The 20,703-nt window shown below is 65.7% G+C and carries 17 protein-coding genes; 7 read left to right on the top strand and 10 right to left on the bottom strand.

The window, feature by feature from the left end; all coding sequences use genetic code 11:
* A partial coding sequence (locus ACM43_RS13410; protein ID WP_271540560.1) for an apolipoprotein A1/A4/E family protein occupies nucleotides 1-5,123 on the bottom strand: 5,123 nt, incomplete at its 3' end.
* A 396-nt stretch (nucleotides 5,124-5,519) separates the two neighbouring features.
* Here ACM43_RS13410 and ACM43_RS13405 point away from each other — a divergent pair.
* Entirely contained in the window at nucleotides 5,520-5,894 is a 375-nt protein-coding gene (locus ACM43_RS13405; protein ID WP_271540558.1) for an Hpt domain-containing protein, read from the top strand.
* Nucleotides 5,895-6,059: 165 nt separating this feature from the next.
* On the top strand, nucleotides 6,060-6,380 hold the full coding sequence (locus ACM43_RS13400; protein ID WP_008143731.1) for a 2Fe-2S iron-sulfur cluster-binding protein: 321 nt from the start codon (nucleotides 6,060-6,062) through the stop codon (nucleotides 6,378-6,380).
* Between the two features lie 28 nt (nucleotides 6,381-6,408).
* Here the strand turns inward: ACM43_RS13400 and ACM43_RS13395 are convergent, their stop codons facing one another.
* Nucleotides 6,409-6,876 carry an acyl-CoA thioesterase gene (locus ACM43_RS13395; protein WP_225114188.1) on the bottom strand — a complete coding sequence of 156 codons (468 nt, stop codon included), beginning with the start codon at nucleotides 6,874-6,876 and terminating at the stop codon, nucleotides 6,409-6,411.
* 182 nt (nucleotides 6,877-7,058) lie between these two features.
* Here ACM43_RS13395 and ACM43_RS13390 point away from each other — a divergent pair, with 182 nt between their 5' ends.
* From ACM43_RS13390 to ACM43_RS13380, 3 genes are all read left to right on the top strand, one after another.
* Nucleotides 7,059-8,087: an NAD(P)/FAD-dependent oxidoreductase gene (locus ACM43_RS13390; RefSeq protein WP_271540555.1), complete on the top strand. Its 1,029-nt coding sequence runs from the start codon at nucleotides 7,059-7,061 to the stop codon at nucleotides 8,085-8,087.
* Nucleotides 8,088-8,260: 173 nt separating this feature from the next.
* Nucleotides 8,261-8,854 carry a DUF2147 domain-containing protein gene (locus ACM43_RS13385; protein WP_157280838.1) on the top strand — a complete coding sequence of 198 codons (594 nt, stop codon included), beginning with the start codon at nucleotides 8,261-8,263 and terminating at the stop codon, nucleotides 8,852-8,854.
* 257 nt (nucleotides 8,855-9,111) lie between these two features.
* Nucleotides 9,112-9,465 carry a hypothetical protein gene (locus ACM43_RS13380; RefSeq protein ID WP_271540552.1) on the top strand — a complete coding sequence of 118 codons (354 nt, stop codon included), beginning with the start codon at nucleotides 9,112-9,114 and terminating at the stop codon, nucleotides 9,463-9,465.
* Between the two features lie 56 nt (nucleotides 9,466-9,521).
* Here the strand turns inward: ACM43_RS13380 and ACM43_RS13375 are convergent, their stop codons facing one another.
* From ACM43_RS13375 to ACM43_RS13365, 3 genes are all read right to left on the bottom strand, one after another.
* Nucleotides 9,522-9,791: a hypothetical protein gene (locus ACM43_RS13375; RefSeq protein WP_271540550.1), complete on the bottom strand. Its 270-nt coding sequence runs from the start codon at nucleotides 9,789-9,791 to the stop codon at nucleotides 9,522-9,524.
* A 192-nt stretch (nucleotides 9,792-9,983) separates the two neighbouring features.
* A complete protein-coding gene (locus ACM43_RS13370) occupies nucleotides 9,984-11,348 on the bottom strand; it encodes a sensor histidine kinase (protein ID WP_271540548.1) in 1,365 nt (454 codons plus the stop codon).
* A complete protein-coding gene (locus tag ACM43_RS13365) occupies nucleotides 11,345-12,025 on the bottom strand; it encodes a response regulator transcription factor (protein ID WP_036015597.1) in 681 nt (226 codons plus the stop codon). The genes ACM43_RS13370 and ACM43_RS13365 overlap by 4 nt, the downstream gene beginning before the upstream one ends.
* 354 nt (nucleotides 12,026-12,379) lie before the next feature.
* Here ACM43_RS13365 and ACM43_RS13360 point away from each other — a divergent pair, with 354 nt between their 5' ends.
* Together ACM43_RS13360 and ACM43_RS13355 are read left to right on the top strand one after the other, a co-directional pair.
* Nucleotides 12,380-13,267, top strand: a complete 888-nt coding sequence (locus ACM43_RS13360) for a MipA/OmpV family protein (RefSeq protein WP_271540544.1) — start codon at nucleotides 12,380-12,382, stop codon at nucleotides 13,265-13,267.
* A gap of 3 nt (nucleotides 13,268-13,270) precedes the next feature.
* The gene (locus ACM43_RS13355; RefSeq protein ID WP_225114191.1) at nucleotides 13,271-14,011 is read left to right on the top strand and encodes a hypothetical protein; all 741 of its coding nucleotides are present in this window, start codon (nucleotides 13,271-13,273) and stop codon (nucleotides 14,009-14,011) included.
* Between the two features lie 42 nt (nucleotides 14,012-14,053).
* Here ACM43_RS13355 and garD read toward each other — a convergent pair whose 3' ends face one another.
* From garD to ACM43_RS13330, 5 genes are all read right to left on the bottom strand, one after another.
* Nucleotides 14,054-15,595 (bottom strand): galactarate dehydratase, encoded by a 1,542-nt coding sequence (gene garD, locus ACM43_RS13350; protein ID WP_225150666.1) that lies wholly within the window; start codon nucleotides 15,593-15,595, stop codon nucleotides 14,054-14,056.
* Between the two features lie 144 nt (nucleotides 15,596-15,739).
* Complete coding sequence (locus ACM43_RS13345) at nucleotides 15,740-17,188, bottom strand: aldehyde dehydrogenase family protein (protein ID WP_057028773.1); 1,449 nt, start codon at nucleotides 17,186-17,188, stop codon at nucleotides 15,740-15,742.
* A gap of 23 nt (nucleotides 17,189-17,211) precedes the next feature.
* Entirely contained in the window at nucleotides 17,212-18,555 is a 1,344-nt protein-coding gene (gene gudD, locus ACM43_RS13340; protein WP_271540537.1) for a glucarate dehydratase, read from the bottom strand.
* Nucleotides 18,556-18,579: 24 nt separating this feature from the next.
* Nucleotides 18,580-19,524, bottom strand: coding sequence for a 5-dehydro-4-deoxyglucarate dehydratase (gene kdgD / locus ACM43_RS13335; RefSeq protein WP_271540535.1), 945 nt, complete (start codon nucleotides 19,522-19,524; stop codon nucleotides 18,580-18,582).
* 123 nt (nucleotides 19,525-19,647) lie between these two features.
* Complete coding sequence (locus ACM43_RS13330) at nucleotides 19,648-20,553, bottom strand: LysR substrate-binding domain-containing protein (protein WP_109143167.1); 906 nt, start codon at nucleotides 20,551-20,553, stop codon at nucleotides 19,648-19,650.
* Nucleotides 20,554-20,703: the final 150 nt, after the last annotated feature.

Below are 20,703 nucleotides of genomic sequence, written 5' to 3'. Positions count from 1 at the left end.
GCCCGGCCGCCGACGGCGGCCAGCACCGGCTCTTCCTGGCGCTGCACGCTGGCGCGGCCCGCCGTGGTGACGTCGAGCCCGCGGCCGTGCTGGGCCACAATGCGGTTGAGCTCGGCGAGCGCCTCGATCTGGTCGACGATCACCTTGCGCATCTGCGCCGTGCTCTCGGCGGCCTCCTGCGGCATCTCGAGTACGCCGCGGCGCAGCTCGTTGCGGGTGGCTTCGAGTTCGTTGTGCATCTCGAGAGCCATCTGCTTCATGCTGGCGACGAGGTTGGTGAACTTCTCGGTCGACTGCTTGAACATCGTATCCGCCTCGTCCGTGGTCTGGCGGTAGATGTCGTGCATGGCCTCGATGGTCTGCCGGTGCTCCTCTTCGGACGCCGCGCGCACCGCCTCGAACTGGCGGGTGATCGCGGCCGAGCCGGCGCCAGCGGTCTCGGCGACGACGCGGGCGATGTCGCGGGCGCGCTCTTCGGCCGCGGCAAGCGATTCATCGAGCAGGCCGGTGAAGCGCGACAGCCGCTGGTCGAGATCGGCCGTGCGCAGGTCGATCGTGGTGACGAGCGATTCCAGCGCCTGCTTGCGTTCGGCGAGCGAGGCGGTGGTGTTCTTGTTGCTCTGCTCGACGACCTGCGCGGCCTCGACCAGCGCCTGGCCATGCTTGTCGAACTGGGTCGACAGCTCGCCGAGATCCTGCAGCGCCTTCGTGGTCTTGCTGTTGAAGACGTTGAGCTGCTCTTCCAGGTTCTGCGTCGCAGCGCCGTTGCGCGAGGTGACGTCGTTCATTGCCGAGACGAAGTCGGCGACGCGGGTCACCAGCGCCCGCTCGAGCGAGTTGAGGTTGTCGTGCGCACCGGTCAGCACCTCCTGGAGCAGGATGTTGCCTTCGCGCAGGCGCTCGAACAGGGCGACCGTGTCGGTGCGCAGGATTTTGCTGGTCTCCTGCATCTCCGTGACGGCCGCGATCGAGACCTGGCGCGACTGGTCGATCGCCGAACGCGAGGCCTGCTCGAGGTCCTTGAGCGACTTGCCGACGGCGCTGGTGGCAACCTCGCTCGCCGCGTTGATGGTGCGGGCGACTTCCGAGCCGTTGCCCATCATGGTCTGCGAGAAAGCCTGGCCGCGCGTCTCGATCGACTTCAGCGCGTCGGAGGTGACGCGGTCAATGTCGAGCGTGAGCTGGCTGGTCTTGGAGCCGATCGCGTCGACCAGTGCGCCGCGCTTGGCGTCGATCATGTTCGACAGGCGGTCGGCCTGCTGCTGCACGTAGGTGACGATCTCGTCGGTCTTGCCGGTCATGGCCTGGCCGAAGCTGGAGCTGGCGGCGAGCACCGAGCGCTCGACGTCGGCCGAGCTCGACTTGACGCGCGAGCTCGCCTCGTTGGAGGCGGAGATCAGCGCGTTCTGGGCGTTGAGCGCGCTGGTCTGGATGTCGTTGGTCGCGTTGGCGGTGGCCGCGCTCAGCGTGCGCTCGATCTCGGTCGAGATCGTGCGGATCTGGCTCGCGGCATCGGCCGAGGTCGAGGTCAGCGAGATCTGGGCTTCACGCGCGCTGTTGAGGATGGTCGAGGCGGTGTCGGCGCCGACCGCGGTCAGCGTGCGCTCGATGTCCGCCGTCAGCGACTTGATCTGGCCCGCCGCATCGGTCGACGCGGAGATCAGCGTACCCTGGGCCTCGCGCACGCCGCTGGTCAGCGCCTCGATGGTGGCGCCGCCGGCGGTCGCCAGCGCGCGCTGCATCTCGGCCGCGAGCGAACGGACCTGGCTGGTTTGTTCTGCGGAGACAGCAAGAAGGGTGCTCTGGGCGTCGCGGGCGCTGGTGGTGATCGTCTCGGCGGTGGTCTGGCCGACCTGCGAGAGCGAGCGATGCACTTCGGCCGCGAGCGACTTGACCTGGCTCGCCGCGTCCGAGGACGCCGTCACCAGCGTGCTCTGAGCCTCGCGGGCGCCGCTCATGATGGTCTCGGCCGTCGAGGTGCCCGCCATCGTCAGCGAGCGCTGCACGTCCGAGGACAGCGCCTTGATCTGGTTTGCGGTCTCGGTCGAGGCCGCGATCAGCGTGCTCTGCGCATCGCGGGCGCCGGCGGTGATCGACTCCGCCGTGGCGGTGCCGGCCATCGACAGCGAGCGCTGCACGTCGGCGGTGAGCGTCTTGACCTGGCTCGCCGCATCCGAGGACGCCGTGACCAGCGTGGTCTGCACCTCGCGGGCGCCGGCCAGGATCGAGGCCGCGGTGGCGGAGCCCGCCGCCGACAGCGTGCGCTCGACGTCGGCCGCCAGCCCCTTGATCTGGTTGGAGGCTTCGCCCGAGGCCGCAACCAGCGTCGACTGCGCTTCGCGCGCGCTGGTCAGGATCGAGTTCGCCGCACCGGTGCCGACTGCGGTCAGCGCCTGCTCGACCTCGGCAGAGGTCATCTTGAGCTGGGCGTTGACATCGGAGGAGACCGTCAGCAGCGACTGCTGGGCGGTGCGCGCGCCGGTCTGGATGGTCTCGCTGGTGTTGACGACGAGGTTGGTGAGCGAGCGCTCGGCGTCCTCGACATGCGAGCGGATCGCGGTCGAGATCATCTCGGCGCGGGACATCATGTCCTCGCTGGCCTGGCGTCCGCTGCTTTCGATGCGGCCGGCGACGGCCTCGACGCGCGAGCCGAGCAGGTCTTCGAACTGTGCCACGCGCACGTCGATGTCGCTGGCGACCGAGCCGACCTTGGTCTCGATTGCCTGCTGGATCTCCTGGAAACGCGCGGTGACCGTGTCGGTCAGATGGGTGCTGCGGCCGTCGATGATCTCGGCAACCCCGGTAATGCGGCGATCGACCGCCTCGATCGCCTGCGCGGTGCCGTCGGTGAGGGTCGAGGTGAGGAGGGTCAGCCGCGTATCGATCGACTGCACCGCCTGCGAGGCGCCGTTCGTTACCGCGGTGGTCAGGTAGGTGAGGCGGGAATCGATGGATTCGAGCGCCTGCGTCGCGCCGCCGCTGAGCGTCGTCGTGAGATGCGTCAGGCGGGTATCGATCGTCTGGATGGTCTGCGATGCACCGTCGGTCAGCGAGCTCGTGAGGTGGTTGAGGCGCGCATCGATGGTTTCGATGGCCTGCGTTGCGCCGCCAGTGAGCGTCGTCGTGAGGTAGGTGAGGCGGGAGTCGATCGACTGGATCGCCTGCGCGGCACCGTCGGTCAGCGAGTTCGCCAGCGTGTTGATGCGTCCGTCGATGGTCGCGGTCATCGACTTCGCGCGGCTGTCGAACGACAGCTCGAGCGCGGCGACGCGGCCGACGAGCTGCTCGTCGAAGGTCCTGATGTGGCCTTGGATGGTGCCGTCGAGGCTGGCGATCTTGCCGTTCAGCGAGGCATCGATATTGCCGACACGTTCGCCGATCGTGGTCTCGAACTGCGCGAGGCGCTGGTCGAGCACCGCCGTGATCTGGCCGCCGTTCGAGGTGAAGCGGGTGTCGAAATCGTCGACATAGGTCTTCAGCGTTTCGGCGATATCCTGCGTGCGCTGGCCCATGCGCTCGACGATCTCGCCGCCAAAGGTCTTCACGGTGCGGTCGAATTCGGAGATGTGGCGGGTGATCAGCGCGCCCAGCGTGCCGGAGTCGCGGGCGAACTTCTCGACCAGCTCGGTGCCCTGGTTCCGCACCAGCTCGTCGAACGCGCTCATCTGCAGCGACAGCGAATCGTGCGCGGTCTCGGTCTGGCTGACGACCTTGGCGACCAGGGCGTTGACGGTGGCGTCGAGCGCCTCGCTGGCCTTGTCACCGCTCGTCATGATCTGGCCGGCGAGGCGGTTGCCGGCGTCGTCGATCTTGGCGGAGATGTCGTTGGACCGCAGCTCGAGCTCGAGCAGCAGGGAGTCCGACGAGTTCTTCAAGGAATCGTGCACCTGCTCGGTGCGCTCGGAGATGCCGTCGACGATCGCGGCGGAACGCTGCTCGAACTCGCCGGTGATGCGGTCGATGCGCTCGTTCAGCATCTCGTGGACGCGGTCGGCGAGGTCGACGAATTCGTCGTGGACGTGGCCGGTCTTGAAGTTGAGGCTGGTGGTCAGCCGCTCGCTGGCGTCGAGCACGGCGCGCGTGGTCTCGTTGCTGGCCTCCTCGAGACGGTCGAGCAGGTCGCCGCCGCGCTCGCCGAGCGCCAGGATCATGTTGTCGCCGGCATTGCTCAGCGCCTGAGTGATGTGGGCGCCGCGCTCTTCCAGAGCGCCGGTGATCGACTTGGCCACTTCGTCGACGCGGGAGGCGATCGCGTCCGAGATCAGCGCGATGTCGTGGCGCAGGTCGATCTGCACGCCGGAAATGGCGCTGCGAACCTGCTCGGCCTGGCCGACCAGGTTGTCGCGCTGATGCGCGATGTCCTGGAGCAAAGCGCGGATGCGCACCTCGTTGTCGGAATAGGCGCGTTCGAGCGCGGCGACCTCGTTGGCGACCAGCGTCTCGAGCTCACCGGCGCGCGCGATCGCACGCTCGATGCCGTCGCCCATCGCCGCGACCTCGCGGCGGATGGCCTGGCCGACGGTGACCATGGAATCGGAGGCCGAGCCTTCCGGCTCGGAGAAGCGGATCGCGACCTGCGCCATCGCCTGCGCGATCATGCGCATTTCCTGGCCGCGCCAGACGAGGCTCGCGAGGAAGTAGAACAGCATGACTGGCGCGAAGAACATCGCGACGAGGCCGGCGATCACGAGCACGCCGCCGCTCTGGCCCATCGCGGCCTGGATCGAGGGCAGGAAGCCGACGGTCAACGCGGCGCAGGCGGCGAGCCAGATGCCGGCGAAGATGGTGGCGAAGGTGTAGACGCTGCGCGCAGGGCGGCCCTTCTGCAGCGCCTGGAGCAACTGGCCGATGGTCTCGCGATCGTCGTTGGCAGCGCGGCGCGCGGCGCGCGGCTCCTCGACCGGGTCGAACACGGTCGAGCGCTCGTTGGCGGCGGGGCGCGGCTCGAAGCTCGGCTCGTCGAAGACCGGAGGCGCGGCCGGCGGCACCGGGGGCGCCGCTTCGTTGCGCATTGCGGCGTTGCGGCTGGTATCGGCCGCGGTGTCGCTGATGTTCAGAGCTTCCTGGATTGCAGAAAGCGCAACTTCTGTAGGGTCTTTGACCTTTTTCGGAGTGTTCGCCATGTTCAGTCCGAGCCCTCGTTACTTGTACGCGTCCCCCCGCGAGCCCTGCGCGCGGCGCAAGCCCACAGACCGGATCATGCCGCTTGCGCGGATCTCCGAGCCGTCCCCACCCGGACGGCTTGTCCGCCAATTTCTGCAACATCCTATTGGCAGAGCGTCGCGAATGAAATGCCCGCGATTAAGACATTCTTAATCATCGTTAACAGGATCGCGCCGTAACGCCTTAGCAATCAACGCAATTCTCAACCGGACTCGGCCAATTGCGGCAACTTTTCGTCAATAAACCGGCGGATCTGCGTCAAATCCCCCAAACATTTCGTTAACCATTTCCATGCTTGGGTGAGGGGAATCTGACCGCCGGACCGGCGGCCGTCGCGCGAAGCCGGGGCCTGCGCCATGACGCCTGAACTGCAAGGGATGGACTGGATGCCTTCGCCCCCGCTTGCGCCCATCGACAGCCCGCTCGACCTCGATCACCTCTCCCGAATGACGCTCGGCGACGCTGAGCTGGAGCAGGAAGTGCTGGCCATGTTCGCGGAGCAGGCGGCCCGCCTGCTCGCGGCGATGACGGCATTGCCGGCCGAGACCGGCACGCTTGCGCACAAGCTCAAGGGTTCGGCGCGCGGGATCGGCGCCTTTGCGGTCGCTGATGCCGCTGCCAGCCTGGAGACTGCGATCCGGACCGGCCATGGCCGGCCCTACGCCTTCGCCGCGCTGAAAGAGTCGGTGGCCGAGGCCCGCGCTGCCATCGCGGCGATGCTGAAGCGTTGAGCCGATACGATCGGAGCCGGGCTCTAGTCGCTTGTTTTGACGCGTTTTCTTCCCGCAAAGCGGGAATCATTTGGCTTCAAAACGCTATGGCGCCGGGCTGACCGACCCGTTATAGGACAGCCGGGACCCTCCTTCATTCAAAGCACCGCGGCAGCACGAGCACACATGGCCAAGATTCACTTTGTCGACCACAAGGGCGAAACCCGCACGGTGGAAATCGAGAACGGCGCAACCGTGATGGAAGCTGCGATCCGCAACAGCATTCCCGGCATCGAGGCCGAATGCGGCGGCGCCTGCGCCTGCGCAACCTGCCATGTCTATGTCGACGAAGCCTGGCGCGAGAAGGTCGGCAGCCCGACGCCGATGGAAGAGGACATGCTCGACTTCGGCTTCGACGTGCGCCCGAATTCGCGCCTGTCTTGCCAAATCAAGGTCTCCGACGAGCTCGACGGCCTCGTCGTGGCGACGCCCGAGCGCCAGGCCTGATCGTCTCCAAGCAGACTGTCCAAGTCGACTAGGTGCTCGGCGGCGCGACCTCGATGCCGCGCTTGTGCCAGGGTCTGAGCTTCTCGATCACCTCTGCGGTCAGCGGCGCCGGTCGCCGCGTCGCCTCGTCGAGCAGGACGCCGACCGACGTCGCCGACGCAATGCACGTGCCGTTCGAGAACACGACCTGCTCGAATGTCACCGACGTTCGCCCGAGCTTGACCACGCCGAGGCCGAGCTCGATCGAGCCGGGCCAGTGCAGCTCGGCGCGAAAATGCATGTCGAGCCGCACCATGATCCAGGCGAGCCCCGGCGGGGTCAGCCCGTATTCGGGAAGCTTCATCAGCGTGACACGGCCGGTCTCGAAATATGTGGCATAGACCGCGTTGTTGACGTGCTGGTTCGGGTCTAGGTCGCCGAACCGGACGTTGTCGCTGAGGCGAAACGGAAAGTCCTCAAGGCGCGGGGTCGTGTCGAGGCGGGCTGGCGCGTTCACCGATTGATCTCCGTCATATCCATCCTCGTTACAGCCCAGTTATTTTGGCCCGGCAAGTGGGCGCGGCGGCGGGGCGATCCCGCTTTTATGCCTTTCCTGTTCCATCCCCGTTGGCTAGACAGGCAGGGTCACCTCTGCCCAACGGGCGCCGTCCAACCGATAACGATCGATAAAGAGACGACATGAGCGACGTGATCAAAACCGATGTGCTGATTATTGGGGCCGGGCCCTGTGGTCTGTTCGCCGCCTTCGAGCTCGGCCTTCTCGACATGAAGGCGCATTTCGTCGACATCCTCGACAAGGTCGGCGGCCAGTGTGCCGAGCTCTATCCGGAAAAGCCGATTTACGACATTCCCGGCATTCCCCAGGTTTCGGGGCAGGGGCTGACCGACGCGCTGATGGAGCAGATCAAGCCGTTTCATCCGACCTTCCATCTTGGCGAGATGATCGAGACCGTGGAGAAGATCGGCGATCCCTTGTTTCGCTGCACCACGGATGCCGGCAAGGTGTTCGAATGCAAGGTGGTGGTGATCGCGGCCGGCGGCGGCTCGTTCCAGCCCAAGCGCCCGCCGGTACCGGGTATCGAGGCCTATGAAGGCACCTCGGTGCATTACGCCGTGCGCAAGATGGAGACGTTCCGCGACAAGAGCGTGCTGATCGTCGGCGGCGGTGATTCCGCGCTCGACTGGACGCTCAATCTGCATCCGATTGCGAAGCGCATCACGCTGCTGCATCGGCGCGACGAGTTTCGCGCCGCGCCCCATAGTGTCGAGCAGATGCGCGCGCTGGTTGCCGGCGGCAAGATGGATCTGCGGCTCGGCCAGGTCACCGCGCTCTCCGGGGCTGACGGAAAGCTCACCGGCGCGACCGTCAAGGGCAACGACAACAGCGTCACCGAAATCGCCTGCGACACCATGCTGCCGTTCTTCGGGCTGACCATGAAGCTCGGCCCGGTCGCGAATTGGGGCATCGCGCTGGAGAACAATCTGGTGCCGGTCGAGACGTCCGCGTTCGAGACCAATGTGCCGGGCATCTTCGCGATCGGCGACATCAACACCTATCCCGGCAAGATCAAGTTGATCCTGTGCGGCTTCCACGAGGGCGCGCTGATGTCGCAAAAAGCCCATCGTTATGTCTATCCGGAGAAGCGGCTCGTGTTCCAGTACACGACCTCGTCCTCCAGCCTGCAAAAGAAGCTCGGTGTCAACTGACGGAAGCGTTCGGGGCGGCGATGCCCCATGTTTCTGGTGCTGGAACCGTTCGTGAAATCGCCGTAGTCTACGGCCATTCCGGTCATAGGCTTGGCCAGGTTTTTGGCTTAGCACAGTTTGGCTCTGCGAAGTCTTGGCTCAGCAAAGGTGATTGGCTCAGCAAGGTGATCATAATGCGGACTCTCGTTTCCAGCTTTCGGCTGCTCTCCTTCCTGGCGCTCGCATTGTCGCTCGCGATCGTGACGCCGTGCGCGGCGCAGACCGCCGAGCCCACGGCGGCGGGCCTCTGGCAGAAGGTCGAAGACGGCAGGACGGTCGGATGGTTCCTCTTCGTCGATCGCAACGGCGTCTTCGAAGGCGTGATCGCCAAGACCTTCCCGCGGCCAACCGACGACCCGAATGAGGTCTGCTCCAAGTGCACCGACGATCGCAAGAACGCTCGGGTGCTCGGCATTTCCTTCGTCCGCGACATGAAGCGCGAAGGATTGAAGTACGAGGGCGGCAACGTGCTCAATCCGCGCGACGGCCAGATCTGGAAGGCCAACATGCGGGTCAGCCCCGACGGTCAGACCCTGACGTTGCGCGGCTATCTCGGCATCGCGCTGCTCGGCAAGGACGAGACCTGGACGCGCCTGCCTGATGCCAACATCGCGCAGGTCGATCCGGCCATCGTCGCAAAATACTTGCCCGCGCAGGCTGCAGCCGCCAAGCAACCGGCGCCCGCGGCGAAGAAGGGCGGCGCGATGATGGCGCCGGCAAAGCAGTAAAGGCGCAAGCCGCGCGCCGCGCGGTCTCAAAGGCCCTAGCGCAGGGTCTCCAGCCTGTGCGGGCACCTTCGCCGAAGGACGAACGTGCCTCGGGCGCCCTCCAGTAGTTCCCCGGAATGCGCGCTGGCGCCGGATTTGCATAGCTGTCGGCAAAGCTGCTGGGGGAGCGAGTCGCCGTCTCCACGCCTGCCGCGCACCATGCGGAAGGCGGACGGCAGCGTTTGCCCCGCGGTGATCACTTCGACCGCGGAGACCACATGAAACCTGCAAGACAGTGTGCCGCCGTGCTGCTGGGGCTGGCGGTTGTGACGCATTCGGCGCTGGCGCGCGACGACGGCCGCTTCGCCAACTCGCCCCTGAAACCCTGGTTCGAGAGTCTGCGTAGCGAGTTCGGGCAATGCTGCTCGGATGCCGACGGCTACGTCATCGCCGACGTCGATTGGGAGTCCGATCGCGGTCGCTACCGCGTGCGCATCGACGACGAGTGGGTCGTGGTGCCCGACGGCGCCGTGATCACCGTGCCGAACAAGATCGGCCGCACCATGGTGTGGAAGCACTATATCGACGGCCATCCGCGCGTGCGCTGCTTCATGCCGGGCAGCATGACGTAGACGCGCGTGCCATTCCGGCCGGCGCGGAGCGCCGAGCCGGAACGACAACGCCAGGCTTAGCGCGCCTGGTTGTTCGAATCCGCGCTCGCGAGCTGCTTGATCCGCGGCGACAGCACGGCGACCTGCACGGGCGAGGCCGGCATGGCGGCGACGATCATCGCGGGGCTCGCAGACTGCTCCTGGACGCCGGCGCCGCCGAGCACCTGCACTTGCGTTGTCGTGATCGGAAACGACGTCACTTCGTAGGAGGGAAGCTCGCTGGCGAACGCGGCGGCAGAGCTCGCAATCATGGCGCCGGCAACGGCAATCATCGAGAGAACACGCATTGGAAAATCTCCGTGGAAGATGTCAATCGGAGGTTTGGTCGCCGCGATGGCGGAACAGGTTCGCCCGGGCGGGAACATTCCCGTTGTCTTCGGCGCAGATATTAATTGCGTGATGCGAAGGGACGAAACGCGGAAGACGTTTTCCGCGCCAATGTTTCCGGACGGTTTCGCGAAAAGCGCCGATGCGCCCGCTCAATGCTCTTGCAGATCGAACTGCGCAGATCTCGCCAGCGCGGCGGCCGCGGCAAAGCGCAGGCGCATCGTCGTGCCGTAGCCGGGCGCGGAAGCGACGACCAACTCCCCGCCATGCGCCGCCATGATCTCGCGGACGATCGACAGGCCGAGACCGGCGCCTGCACCTGCGGCGTTGCCGGTCTGAAACGGCTCGGTCAGCCTGTGTTCGGCGCCATCGGGCAGGCCCGCCCCATCATCGTGAATAGCCACGCCATCGCAGCCGATCGTGGCGACGATGCGCCGCGCGCCATGGGCGTGGATGAGCGCATTGCCGACGAGATTGGCAAGTGCACTTCGGATCGCAGCGTCTACGCCCTGCACCACGAAGGGACCTCTTCCATCGTGCTCCAGCGCAAGCTCGATGCCGGCGTCCAGCGCCGACGGGCTGAAATCGGCCAGCACGTCCAGCGTGATTTGGGCAAGATCGATCGGCCGCTTCTCGATCGCATGATTTTGCAATCGCGCCAGGTCCAGCATCGCGGAGACCAGCGAGGTCAGCCGGCGGACGTCGCGCACCAGCTCGGCCTTCAGGGCCGGCTCGGGCACGTCCTCGATCTTGGCGCGCAGCAGCGTCAGCGGCGTGCGAAGCTGATGGGCGGCATTGCCGAGGAAGCGGCGCTGCATCCTGATATAGGCGTCGATCTCGCCGAAAGCGCGGTTCAGCGCCTCGACCAGCGGCTTCAACTCGCGAGGGACCTCCGACAGCGATATCAAACCTTGCGGCGCCGAGGGGTCGATCGCGAGCGCGCGACGCGCCACCCGCTCGATGCTGCGAGAGACGAAACGTGCGGCAAGCGCTGAACCGATGGCGACGGTCGCGGCAAAGGCCAGCGCCACCAGGGCGATCGAAAAGACCCTGCGGAGGAGGAAAGTCCTTGCAATCCGGCCAAAGCGAACCTGAGGCTCGCCGACCATCATCGCGAGCCGCAACGGGCCCCGTTGCACGGCGGAAAGACAGAAGGTGCTCTTCTGGTCGAGCGTGCTGAAAACGGACGAGCCGATGGGCCCGTGGTAGGGCAGCACGAAGGGAAGGGGAGGCCGGTGTTCGCTGCCGTACTCGCTGAGCAGGTCGCCCGCGGACACCACGTACCAGAGGTTTGGGCTGTCCAGCTTCAATTCCTCGAGCGCAGGAGTCGAACGTATTATCAGTCTTTGCCCTTCGATCACCGTCGCGCGATCGAGAACGGCCGCTACGACCTGGCACGCCCTGAACTCGCGCTCCTCCGTCGGGTAACGCCATATGAAGAGGCCAAGCATGATCAGGAAGATCGTGGTGGCGGCGATACCGAGCGAGAACGCAAAGGTTCGGGCGATTGACTTCATCGCGGCGTTGCCAGCCGCAGGATGTAGCCGATGCCCCGCATGCTGCGGATCTCGACGTCGCCGCCGAGTTCGGCCAGTTTCTTGCGCAAGCGCGAGACTTGCGCCTCGAGCGTGTTGGACTCGATCTCGTCGTCGAAGCCGTAGATCTCCTCGATCAGGGCGGCGCGGGTGATGACGCGGTCGCGCCGCATCAGCAGCGCCCCCAGGATCAGCGCCTCGCGCCGGCGCAGCAGGATCCTGGTGTCGGCGACTACCGCCTCGTTGCTGCCGAGGTGCAGCTCGACGTTGCCGAGCGACAGCACCGATGGGGCCAGCAGCCGAGGCCGGCGCAGCACCGCGCGCACGCGCGCAAGCAGCTCCTGCGGCTCGAACGGCTTGCCGAGATAATCGTCGGCCCCGCCGTTGAGCCCTTCGACGACATCCTCCTTGGCGTCCTTGGATGTCAGCATGATGATTGCGGGCCGCTCCGCCGATTGGCTCAGCGCCGTGACCACCTGGAGCGCATCTCCGTCGGGTAGCATCCGGTCGACGATCGCCAGATCATACTTGAAATTGTTCAGTGCCTGGCGGGCATCGGCGATCGAGCCGACGAGGTCGACGATGCCGTGCAATTGCCCGAGCAGCCGGCTGACATAGGCGCCGATCTGTGGTTCGTCTTCGATCACGAGGGAGCGCACGCGGGTCGTCCTTGACTCTGCTGGGGCAACAAAACCCTGACCGTGACGCTCCCTGGCCGAAGTCTGGCGCTTCGGCTCGTGCGCGAGGGTTCCCATAAAGGCGGCGAGCTTGGCGAATAAAAGGCAGGACCGAGTGAGCTCGCGGGCACGGCTCGTCACGTTTTTGAGGGCGTGATCGCGGTGGTGCAATGTTGGGGCAATGTTGAGCCGGCGGGCGTGCCTGCCAGCGCCAGACATGGCCCTGGGAGCATCCGATCGCACCTTGCAATCTTGGGGCAATTTTGCCGGACCAGATGCTGTGGCTCCTAACCACAACAGTCGACTTGGCCTGCAAGGCCGGTCCGGGGCCCCGCAATGAATGATTTCGAAGAAGCCGCTCTCCGCCTCACGGCGATTGTGCGGCGGACGACCGCCTGTCTCACCGCACTCGGTGCGATCATGGCAACTGCGCCATCAGTCTCGGCGCAGACCGCCTTCACGCTGCCAGCGCCGCCATTGGAGCTGCCGATGTTGCCCTCGCCGTCGGGAAACTGGACCGTCATGGTCGGCATCGGCGGTGAGTACAAGCCCGAGTTCGTCGGATCGAACAACGGGAAGTTTTTTCCGATCCCGATCTTCTCCATCCGCCGCGCCGGATCGATCGACCAGTTTCGCGGACCGCGCGACAGCGCCAGCATCGCGCTGCTCGACGTCGGCAATTTTCGCGCCGGCCCCGCGTTCAAATACGTCGCCTCAAGGAAGGCCGACAAATATGCCGAGCTGACCGGCCTTGGCAATGTCGACGCCGCCTATGAGCTCGGCGGCTTCGTGGAGTATTATCCGGTCGACTGGCTGCGCCTGCGCAGCGAGTTGCGCCAGGGCATGGGCGGCCATACCGGCACCGTCGCGGATGTGTCTGCCGACGTCATCGTGCCGCTGATTCAAAGGCTGACGATCTCGGCCGGCCCGCGCTTCACCTGGAAGAGCGCCAATGCCACTGCGCCATATTTCGGCGTCACAGACACGCAGGCACTGGCATCGGGGCTTCCGAGATACGATGCCAGGGGCGGTGCGCACTCGGTCGGTTTCGGCAGCCAGATCTCCTACCGCATCAACCCGCAGTGGGAGGTCCACGCCTATGTCGAGTACCAGAAGCTGCTCGGCGATGTCGCGGACAGCCCACTGGTGAAGCTGCGGGGATCCTCGAACCAGACCACCGTCGGTCTCGGTGCGTCCTATTCGTTCGATTTCAGGATCCGATAGACCATGCGCGGCAAGATCATCCTAACTCTCGCCTGCGCGATCGCCAGCGTCGCGCTCGGTGCCGCCGCGGCGTTCGAAACGCGTGCGAGCCGGCTCCAGGCGATCAAGACCGTCGGCATCATCTCGGCGATCGGCGAGGAGATCAGCCTGACGCGAGCCGGCCTGACCGGGCTCGACAACGCCGCGCAGACCGCCTCGATCGGCGCATGGGGGCTGGACGAGCTGATCGTCCAGCAGGCGACGAAGCTACTGAGCGGACGGTTTCATGTGCAGCCGGTGAGCTACCGGCGCGCGGCCTTCGCCGCGATCAGGGATTCGGCGGTCGCCCCGGTCAATCTGCTGCGGAGCGACCCGTTCAAGGAGCTGGTTCGCAGCGATGTCACGCCGCAGGGACTGGACGCGTATATCGTCATCACCCGGGCGAGATCGAAGCTTGGAAACGGCCGCAACGTCGAGGGCGTCGGATTCGCCGAGTATCGGACGCTGCTTGCGGATTACGGACTGATCCACGCGTTGTACGAGGTTCGCATCATCGAGGGCAAGTCGTTCGACGTGATCGAGAAGAGGGCGGCCGCGCCGCTCGACAACACTGGAACGGTGCGGATCGCCGGCCCGAGCGGACCGATCGAAGCGACGTTCGAGGACGCGGGTTCGAGCGAACGGCTGCGTGCGGCGATCGCGAATCTCATCGTCCGAAGCCTGCCGCTCACGCTGGGCGACATGCACTTGATCGAGGGGCAGTGACGGTTCTTGACGCGAACCGGGACCCACTTCGCTCGGAACGCTTTAGGTCACCGGCGCGGGATTGAACAGCGTGAGGTCGTTGTGGATGCCCCAGCGGTCCGACCAGGGTTTGGTTCGGCCGCTGGCGACATCGAGGATCAGGCGGAACAGGTCCCAGCCGGTCTCCTCGATGGTCTTCTCGCCGGTTGCGATCTTGCCGGCGTCGAAGTCGATCAGGTCTTTCCAGCGCCGCGCCAGCTCGCTGCGCGTCGCGACCTTGATCACCGGTGCTGCAGCAAGGCCATAGGGCGTGCCGCGGCCGGTGGTGAACACTTGCAACGTCATGCCTGAGGCGAGCTGCAGCGTGCCGCAGATGAAGTCGGAGGCGGGTGTCGCGGCGAACAGCATGCCCTTCTGCGTCGCCTTCTCGCCGGGCGAGAGCACGCCGGTGATGGCGCTCGAGCCGGACTTGACGATGGAGCCGAGCGACTTCTCGACGATGTTGGCAAGGCCCCCCTTCTTGTTGCCGGGCGTGGTGTTGGCGCTGCGGTCGGCGCCGCCGCGGGCGAGATAGGAATCGTACCAAGCCATCTCGCGCACCAGCGCGCGGCCGACGTCCTCGTTGATGGCGCGGCGAGTGAGCAGCTGGATCGCGTCGCGCACTTCAGTCACTTCCGAGAACATCACGGTCGCGCCGGCGCGCACCAGGAGGTCCGCGGCGAAGCCGACGGCGGGATTGGCGGTGACGCCGGAGAAGGCATCGCTGCCGCCGCATTGCAGCCCGATCACGAGGTCGGACGCCGGACAGGTCTCGCGCTTGCGCGTGTTGAGCACCTTCAGCCGCGCCTCGGCCTGGGTCATGATCGCCTCGACGATCGCACCAAAGCCGTCGAAAGCCTCATCCTGCATGCGGATGATCGCGTCACCCACGCCTTCCGGCACCAGGCGTTCGGGTGCGAGCTTCTCGCAGCCGAGGCCGACAACGAGGATCTCGCCGCCGAAATTCGGGTTGAGCGCGAGGTTCTGCAGAGTGCGGATCGGCACCACCGCGTCGGGCGCGGTGATGGCGACGCCGCAGCCATAGGCGTGCGTCAGCGGCACGACGTCATCCACGTTCGGATATTTCGGCAGCAGCTCGGCGCGGATGCGCTTGACCGCATATTCCATCGTGCCCTTGACGCATTGCACGGAGGAGGAGATGCCGAGGATGTTCTTGGTGCCGACCGAACCGTCCGGATTGCGGTAGCCCTCGAAGGTGAAGCCTTCGAGCGGCGGCAGCGGTGCGGGGACGGCGGTCGAGATCTCGAGCTTGTCGAGGGCAGGGGCCTCCGGCATGCGGATGCGCGCCTCGTCGACCCATTCGCCGGCCAGGATCGGCGACAGCGCGTAGCCGATGATCTCGCCATAGCGGACGATCGGTTCGCCTTCCGCGATGTCGACCAGCGCGGTCTTGTGTCCCTGCGGCACGAAGGCGCGCAACGTCAGGCCGCTGGCAAAGCGCGCGCCGGCGGGGAGCCCGAAATCATTGACCACGATCGCGACATTGTCGCGCTCGTTGAGCTTGATGTAGCGGGGCTGCTCTTTCGCTGCGACGTCCTGGTCCATCGAGGACTCCGAAGTGTAGGGTGGGTTAGCCCCGTGATAGCGCGGAGCGCAATCACTCGGCGTAACCCACCAATGTCTGTATCTGCGGAAAGCAGAAGAGGTGGGTTACGCTGCGCTAACCCACCCTACAATTTCAACGATATCTCAGCCCGGGAACGTATAAGCCGTCTTCACCGTGGTGTAGAACTCGCGCGCGTAGGAGCCCTGCTCGCGGGCGCCGTAGCTCGAGCCCTTCCGGCCACCGAACGGCACGTGATAATCGACACCGGCGGTCGGCAGATTGACCATCACCATGCCGGACTCGCTGTTGCGCTTGTAGTGCGATGCGTATTTCAGGCTGGTGGTGCAGATGCCGGAGGCGAGGCCGAACTCGGTATCGTTGGAGATGGCGAGCGCCTCTTCGTAATTCTTCGCACGAATGACGGCGGCGACCGGACCAAAAATCTCCTCACGCGCGATGCGCATGTTGTTGTTGGCTTCGGTGAACAGCGCCGGCTGGAGATAGTGGCCGGGATTCTCGCGCTTCAGCAGCTCGCCGCCGAAGGCGAGCTTGGCGCCTTCGTCCTGGCCGATCTTGATGTAGCGCAGGTCCTGGTCGAGCTGGTTCTGGTCGACCACGGGGCCGATATGCACGCCGGCCTTGAGCGCATCGTCCACCGACAGGCTGTTCAGGCGCTCGGCCATGGCGGCGACGAAGCGGTCGTGAATGCCCTCGGTGACGATAAGACGCGAGGAGGCGGTACAGCGCTGGCCGGTCGAGAAATAAGCGCCGTTGACGGCGACCTCGACGGCGGTCTTGAGGTCGGCGTCGTCGAGCACGACCAGCGGATTCTTGCCGCCCATCTCGAGCTGAAACTTCTTCATGGGGTTCGAGAGCACGCAGGCCTGCGCGATCTTGCGTCCCGTCTGCACCGAGCCGGTGAAGGAGATCGCGGCGACGTCCGGATGCTCGAGCAGGGTCTGGCCAACGACCGAGCCGGAGCCGACGACGAGGTTGAACACGCCCGCGGGAATGCCGGAGCGGGTGATGATCTCGGACAGCGCATGCGCCGAGCCGGGCACCAGCTCGGCCGGCTTGAACACCACGGTGTTGCCGTAGCAAAGCGCCGGCGCGATCTTCCAGGCAGGGATTGCGATCGGGAAATTCCAGGGCGTGATCATGCCGACGACGCCGACCGGCTCACGGGTGAGCTCGACGTCGAGGCCGGGACGCACCGAGGCGCCCTTCTCGCCGATCAGGCGCAGCGCTTCGCCGGCGAAGAACGCGAAGATCTGGCCGGCGCGGGCGACCTCGCCGATGCCTTCGGGGAGGGTCTTGCCTTCCTCGCGCGCGAGCAGGCGGCCGAGCTCTTCCTTACGGGCGAGGATTTCAGTCGAGATCTTGTTGAGCGCGTCGTAGCGCGCCTGCGGGGTCGACTGTGCCCAGGCGGGGAAGGCGGCCTTCGCGGCGGCGATCGCCTTCTCGGTCTGCGCCTTGTCGGCCTTGGCATATTCGCCGACGAGATCATTGGTGTTGGAGGGGTTGATGTTCCTGGTGACGCCGGAGCCGTCGACCCATTCGCCGCCGATGAAGTTCTTCAGGATCGCTGTCATCTTTTTCCTCCAGGGGAACGTTTCTAACGCACGAGGCAGGGACGCTTGTCGTCAAACGTCCAGCCGGGGATCAAGTCCTGCATGGCCATAGCGTCATCCCGCCCGCCGAGTCCATGCTTCTTATAAAGCTCGTGCGCGGCCTCGATGGCGGGGCGGTCGATCTCGATGCCGAGGCCCGGGCGGTCCGGAACGGCGATCTTGCCACCCTTGATCTTGAGCGGCTCCTTTGTCAGCGCCTGACCGTCCTGCCAGATCCAGTGGGTGTCGATCGCGGTGACCTTGCCGGGGGCGGCGGCGCCGACATGGGTGAACATGGCAAGCGAAATGTCGAAATGGTTGTTGGAGTGCGAGCCCCAGGTCAGGCCGTTGTCACGGCAGGTCTGCGCCACGCGCACCGAGCCTTGCATCGTCCAGAAATGGGGATCGGCCAGCGGGATGTCCACCGCCCCGAGCCGCAGCGCATGGGAGAGTTGCCGCCAATCGGTCGCGATCATGTTGGTGGCGGTCGGCAGGCCGGTGGCGCGGCGGAACTCGGCCATGATCTCGCGGCCGGAGAAGCCGGCCTCGGCGCCGCAGGGGTCCTCGGCATAGGCGAGGATGCCATGCATGCCCTTGCAGAGGCTGATCGCCTCATCCAGCGACCAGGCGCCGTTGGGGTCCAGCGTGACGCGCGCGCTGGGGAAGCGTTTTGCGATTGCGGTAACCGCCTCGATCTCCTGCTCGCCGCGGAGCACGCCGCCCTTGAGCTTGAAGTCGGCGAAGCCGTAATGGTCGTGGGTCGCCTCCGCGAGCCGCACCACGGCCTCGGGCGTCATCGCCTCCTGGTGGCGGAGATTGAACCATTCCGCCTTTCCGGTCTCGCCCGTGACGTAGTCGAGCTTCGACTTACGACGGTCGCCAACGAAGAAGAGATAGCCGAGCGTCTCGACGCTGGTGCGCTGCTGGCCTTCGCCAAGCAGTGCTGCGACGGGCAGTCCGAGATGCTGGCCGAGCAGGTCGAGCAGCGCGGATTCGATCGCGGTGACCGCATGGATCATCACGCGAAGATCAAAGGTCTGCTTGCCGCGTCCGCCGACGTCGCGGTCGGCGAAGGCGGTACGGATATCGGCGAGGATGTTGTTCATCGCGCCGACCGTCTTTCCGATCACGAGGTCGCGGGCGTCCTGGAGCGTCTGCCAGATCTTCTGCCCGCCCGGCACCTCGCCGACGCCGGTGTGGCCGGCATTGTCGGTGAGGATGACGATGTTGCGGGTGAAGAACGGCGCATGCGCGCCGCTCAGGTTGAGGAGCATGCCGTCGCGGCCCGCGACCGGGATCACCTGCATCGCCGTGATAACAGGTGCGCCGGAAATCTCAGTCTGGGCCATCGCAGGCTCCTCCGTGTCGTCTTATTATTCTGCAGCCTGTTGTGACGATCGTGCGGCGGGCAGCTTCTGCACCAGTGCGGTCAGCTCCGCCATCTCCTGCTCGGTGAGATCAGTCAGCGGCGGACGGACCGGGCCGGAATCGCGGCCAATCACCTTCATGCCGGCCTTGATGATCGAGACCGCGTAACCCTTCTTGCGGTTCCGGATCGCGATCAGCGGCAGGATGAAATCCTTCAGGCCGGCCTGGATAGTGGCGTGGTCGCGCTTGCGCACCGCGGCGTAGAAGTTGGTGGCGAATTCCGGCACGAAGTTGAACACGGCCGAGGAATAGGTCGTCACGCCCATGTCGAGATAGGGCAGCGCGAAGGTCTCGGCGGTCGGCAGGCCGCCGACATAGGTGAGGCGGTCGCCGAGCTTGGTGTAGACGCGGGTCATCAGCTCGATGTCGCCGATGCCGTCCTTGTAGCCGACGAGGTTCGGGCAGCGCTCAGCAAGGCGCGCGAGCGTGTCGGGCTGGAGGATGGCGTTGTCGCGGTTATAGACGATGACGCCGATCTTCACGGCGGCGCAGACCGCCTCGACATGGGCGGCAAGGCCTTCCTGCTCGGAATGGGTGAGGTAGGGCGGCAGCAGCAGGAGGCCGTCGGCGCCTGCCTTTTCCGCACCGATGGCGATCTCGCGGGCAATCGCGGTGCCGTAGCCGGTGCCGGCGAGCACGGGCACGCGGCCCTTGGTCTCGTCGACGGCGACCTTGACGACCTGCGGAACCTCTGATGGCGTCAGCGAGAAGAACTCGCCGGTGCCGCCCGCGGCGAACAGGCCTGCGACGTCATAACCGCACAGCCAGTCCATGTTGGCGCGATAGGTCGCCTCGTCGAAGGAATAGTCCACCCTAAACGGCGTGACGGGGAAGGACAGGAGGCCCGATCCGATCTTCTGGGCCATTTCCTGCGGGGTCATCTTGCTCATGGGCGCTCCCTTCTCGTGTTGCGGAGGACGCAAGCAGAGGCCGCACGTCCATGCGCCGTGGTTTAGGAGACCGTTCGATACGCGTCCAAGCCAAAGCCTATATCGACCGATGCGGATTGAGCATCAATCCTCCGCCAGCTCCGCGGAGGACAATTCGCCGGCGATCTTGACCAGGGCCGACAGCAACGGGTTCTCGTCCTCGCGCCGCCACACCATGAACAGCTCGACCGGAACGCGCGTGCGCAGCTTCAGCGGACGCAGGCGGACGTCGGAGATCTTCAGGCTCGCCGCTGCCGCCGGTACGATGGCGAGGCCGAGGCCGGCGCGCACCATCGCGAGGATCGAGTGGATCTGGCTGAGATGCTGGACGTAGCGCGGCAGCACGTCGGCGCGGGTGAACAGCGCCACCAGGAGGTCGTGAAAGTAGCGGCTCTCGTAGGGCGAGTACATCACGAAGGGCTGGTCGTCGAAATCCTTGATGGTGATGCCGTCGGCATTCGCCAGCGGATGCTTCTTCGGGATCGCCGCGAGCAGCGGCTCGGCGACGACGCGGCGGCTGGCAAGCTCGGGCCGCGCGATCGGCGGCCGCAGCAGGCCGGCATCGATCTGGCCCGAGGTCAGCGCCTCGAACTGGTCGCCCGATACCATCTCCTTCAGAGAGAAATCGACCTCCGGCAATTTGGCGCGGCAGGCGGCGATGAGCTCGGGCAGAAAGCCATAGGCCGCGGCCGCGGTGAAGCCGACCTTCAGCGAGCCGGTCTTGCCGAGCGCAATGCGGCGGGCCACCTGCGAGGCGCTTTCCGCAAGCTTGAGGATGCGCCGCGCCTCCGGCAGGAAGCTGCGCCCGGCCGGGGTGAGGCGTACCGAGCGGCTGGTGCGCTCCAAGAGCGGCGCGTCGATGATGTGCTCGAGCACCTGGATCTGCCGGGACAGCGGCGGCTGCGTCATGTTGAGCCGCACGGCGGCGCGGCCGAAATGCAATTCCTCCGCCACCGTGACGAAACAGCGGAGCTGGTTGAGGTCGAACATCGATACATGCCTTAGATGAATAAGGCGTTTCCCCGGCACTTCTAGCATCGATCACCCCCAAAACAAAGACGGCGGCCTTGTGGGCCGCCGTTGAGTTGCCTGGTCAGGCTCTCCCATGGGAGCCCTCAGGAGGAACAGGCTGATGCGAGA

It is taken from the genome of Bradyrhizobium sp. CCBAU 45321 (assembly GCF_028128975.1).
In the GTDB taxonomy this organism is placed as follows: domain Bacteria; phylum Pseudomonadota; class Alphaproteobacteria; order Rhizobiales; family Xanthobacteraceae; genus Bradyrhizobium; species Bradyrhizobium yuanmingense.
This window is presented reverse-complemented; position numbering and strand designations above follow the sequence as displayed.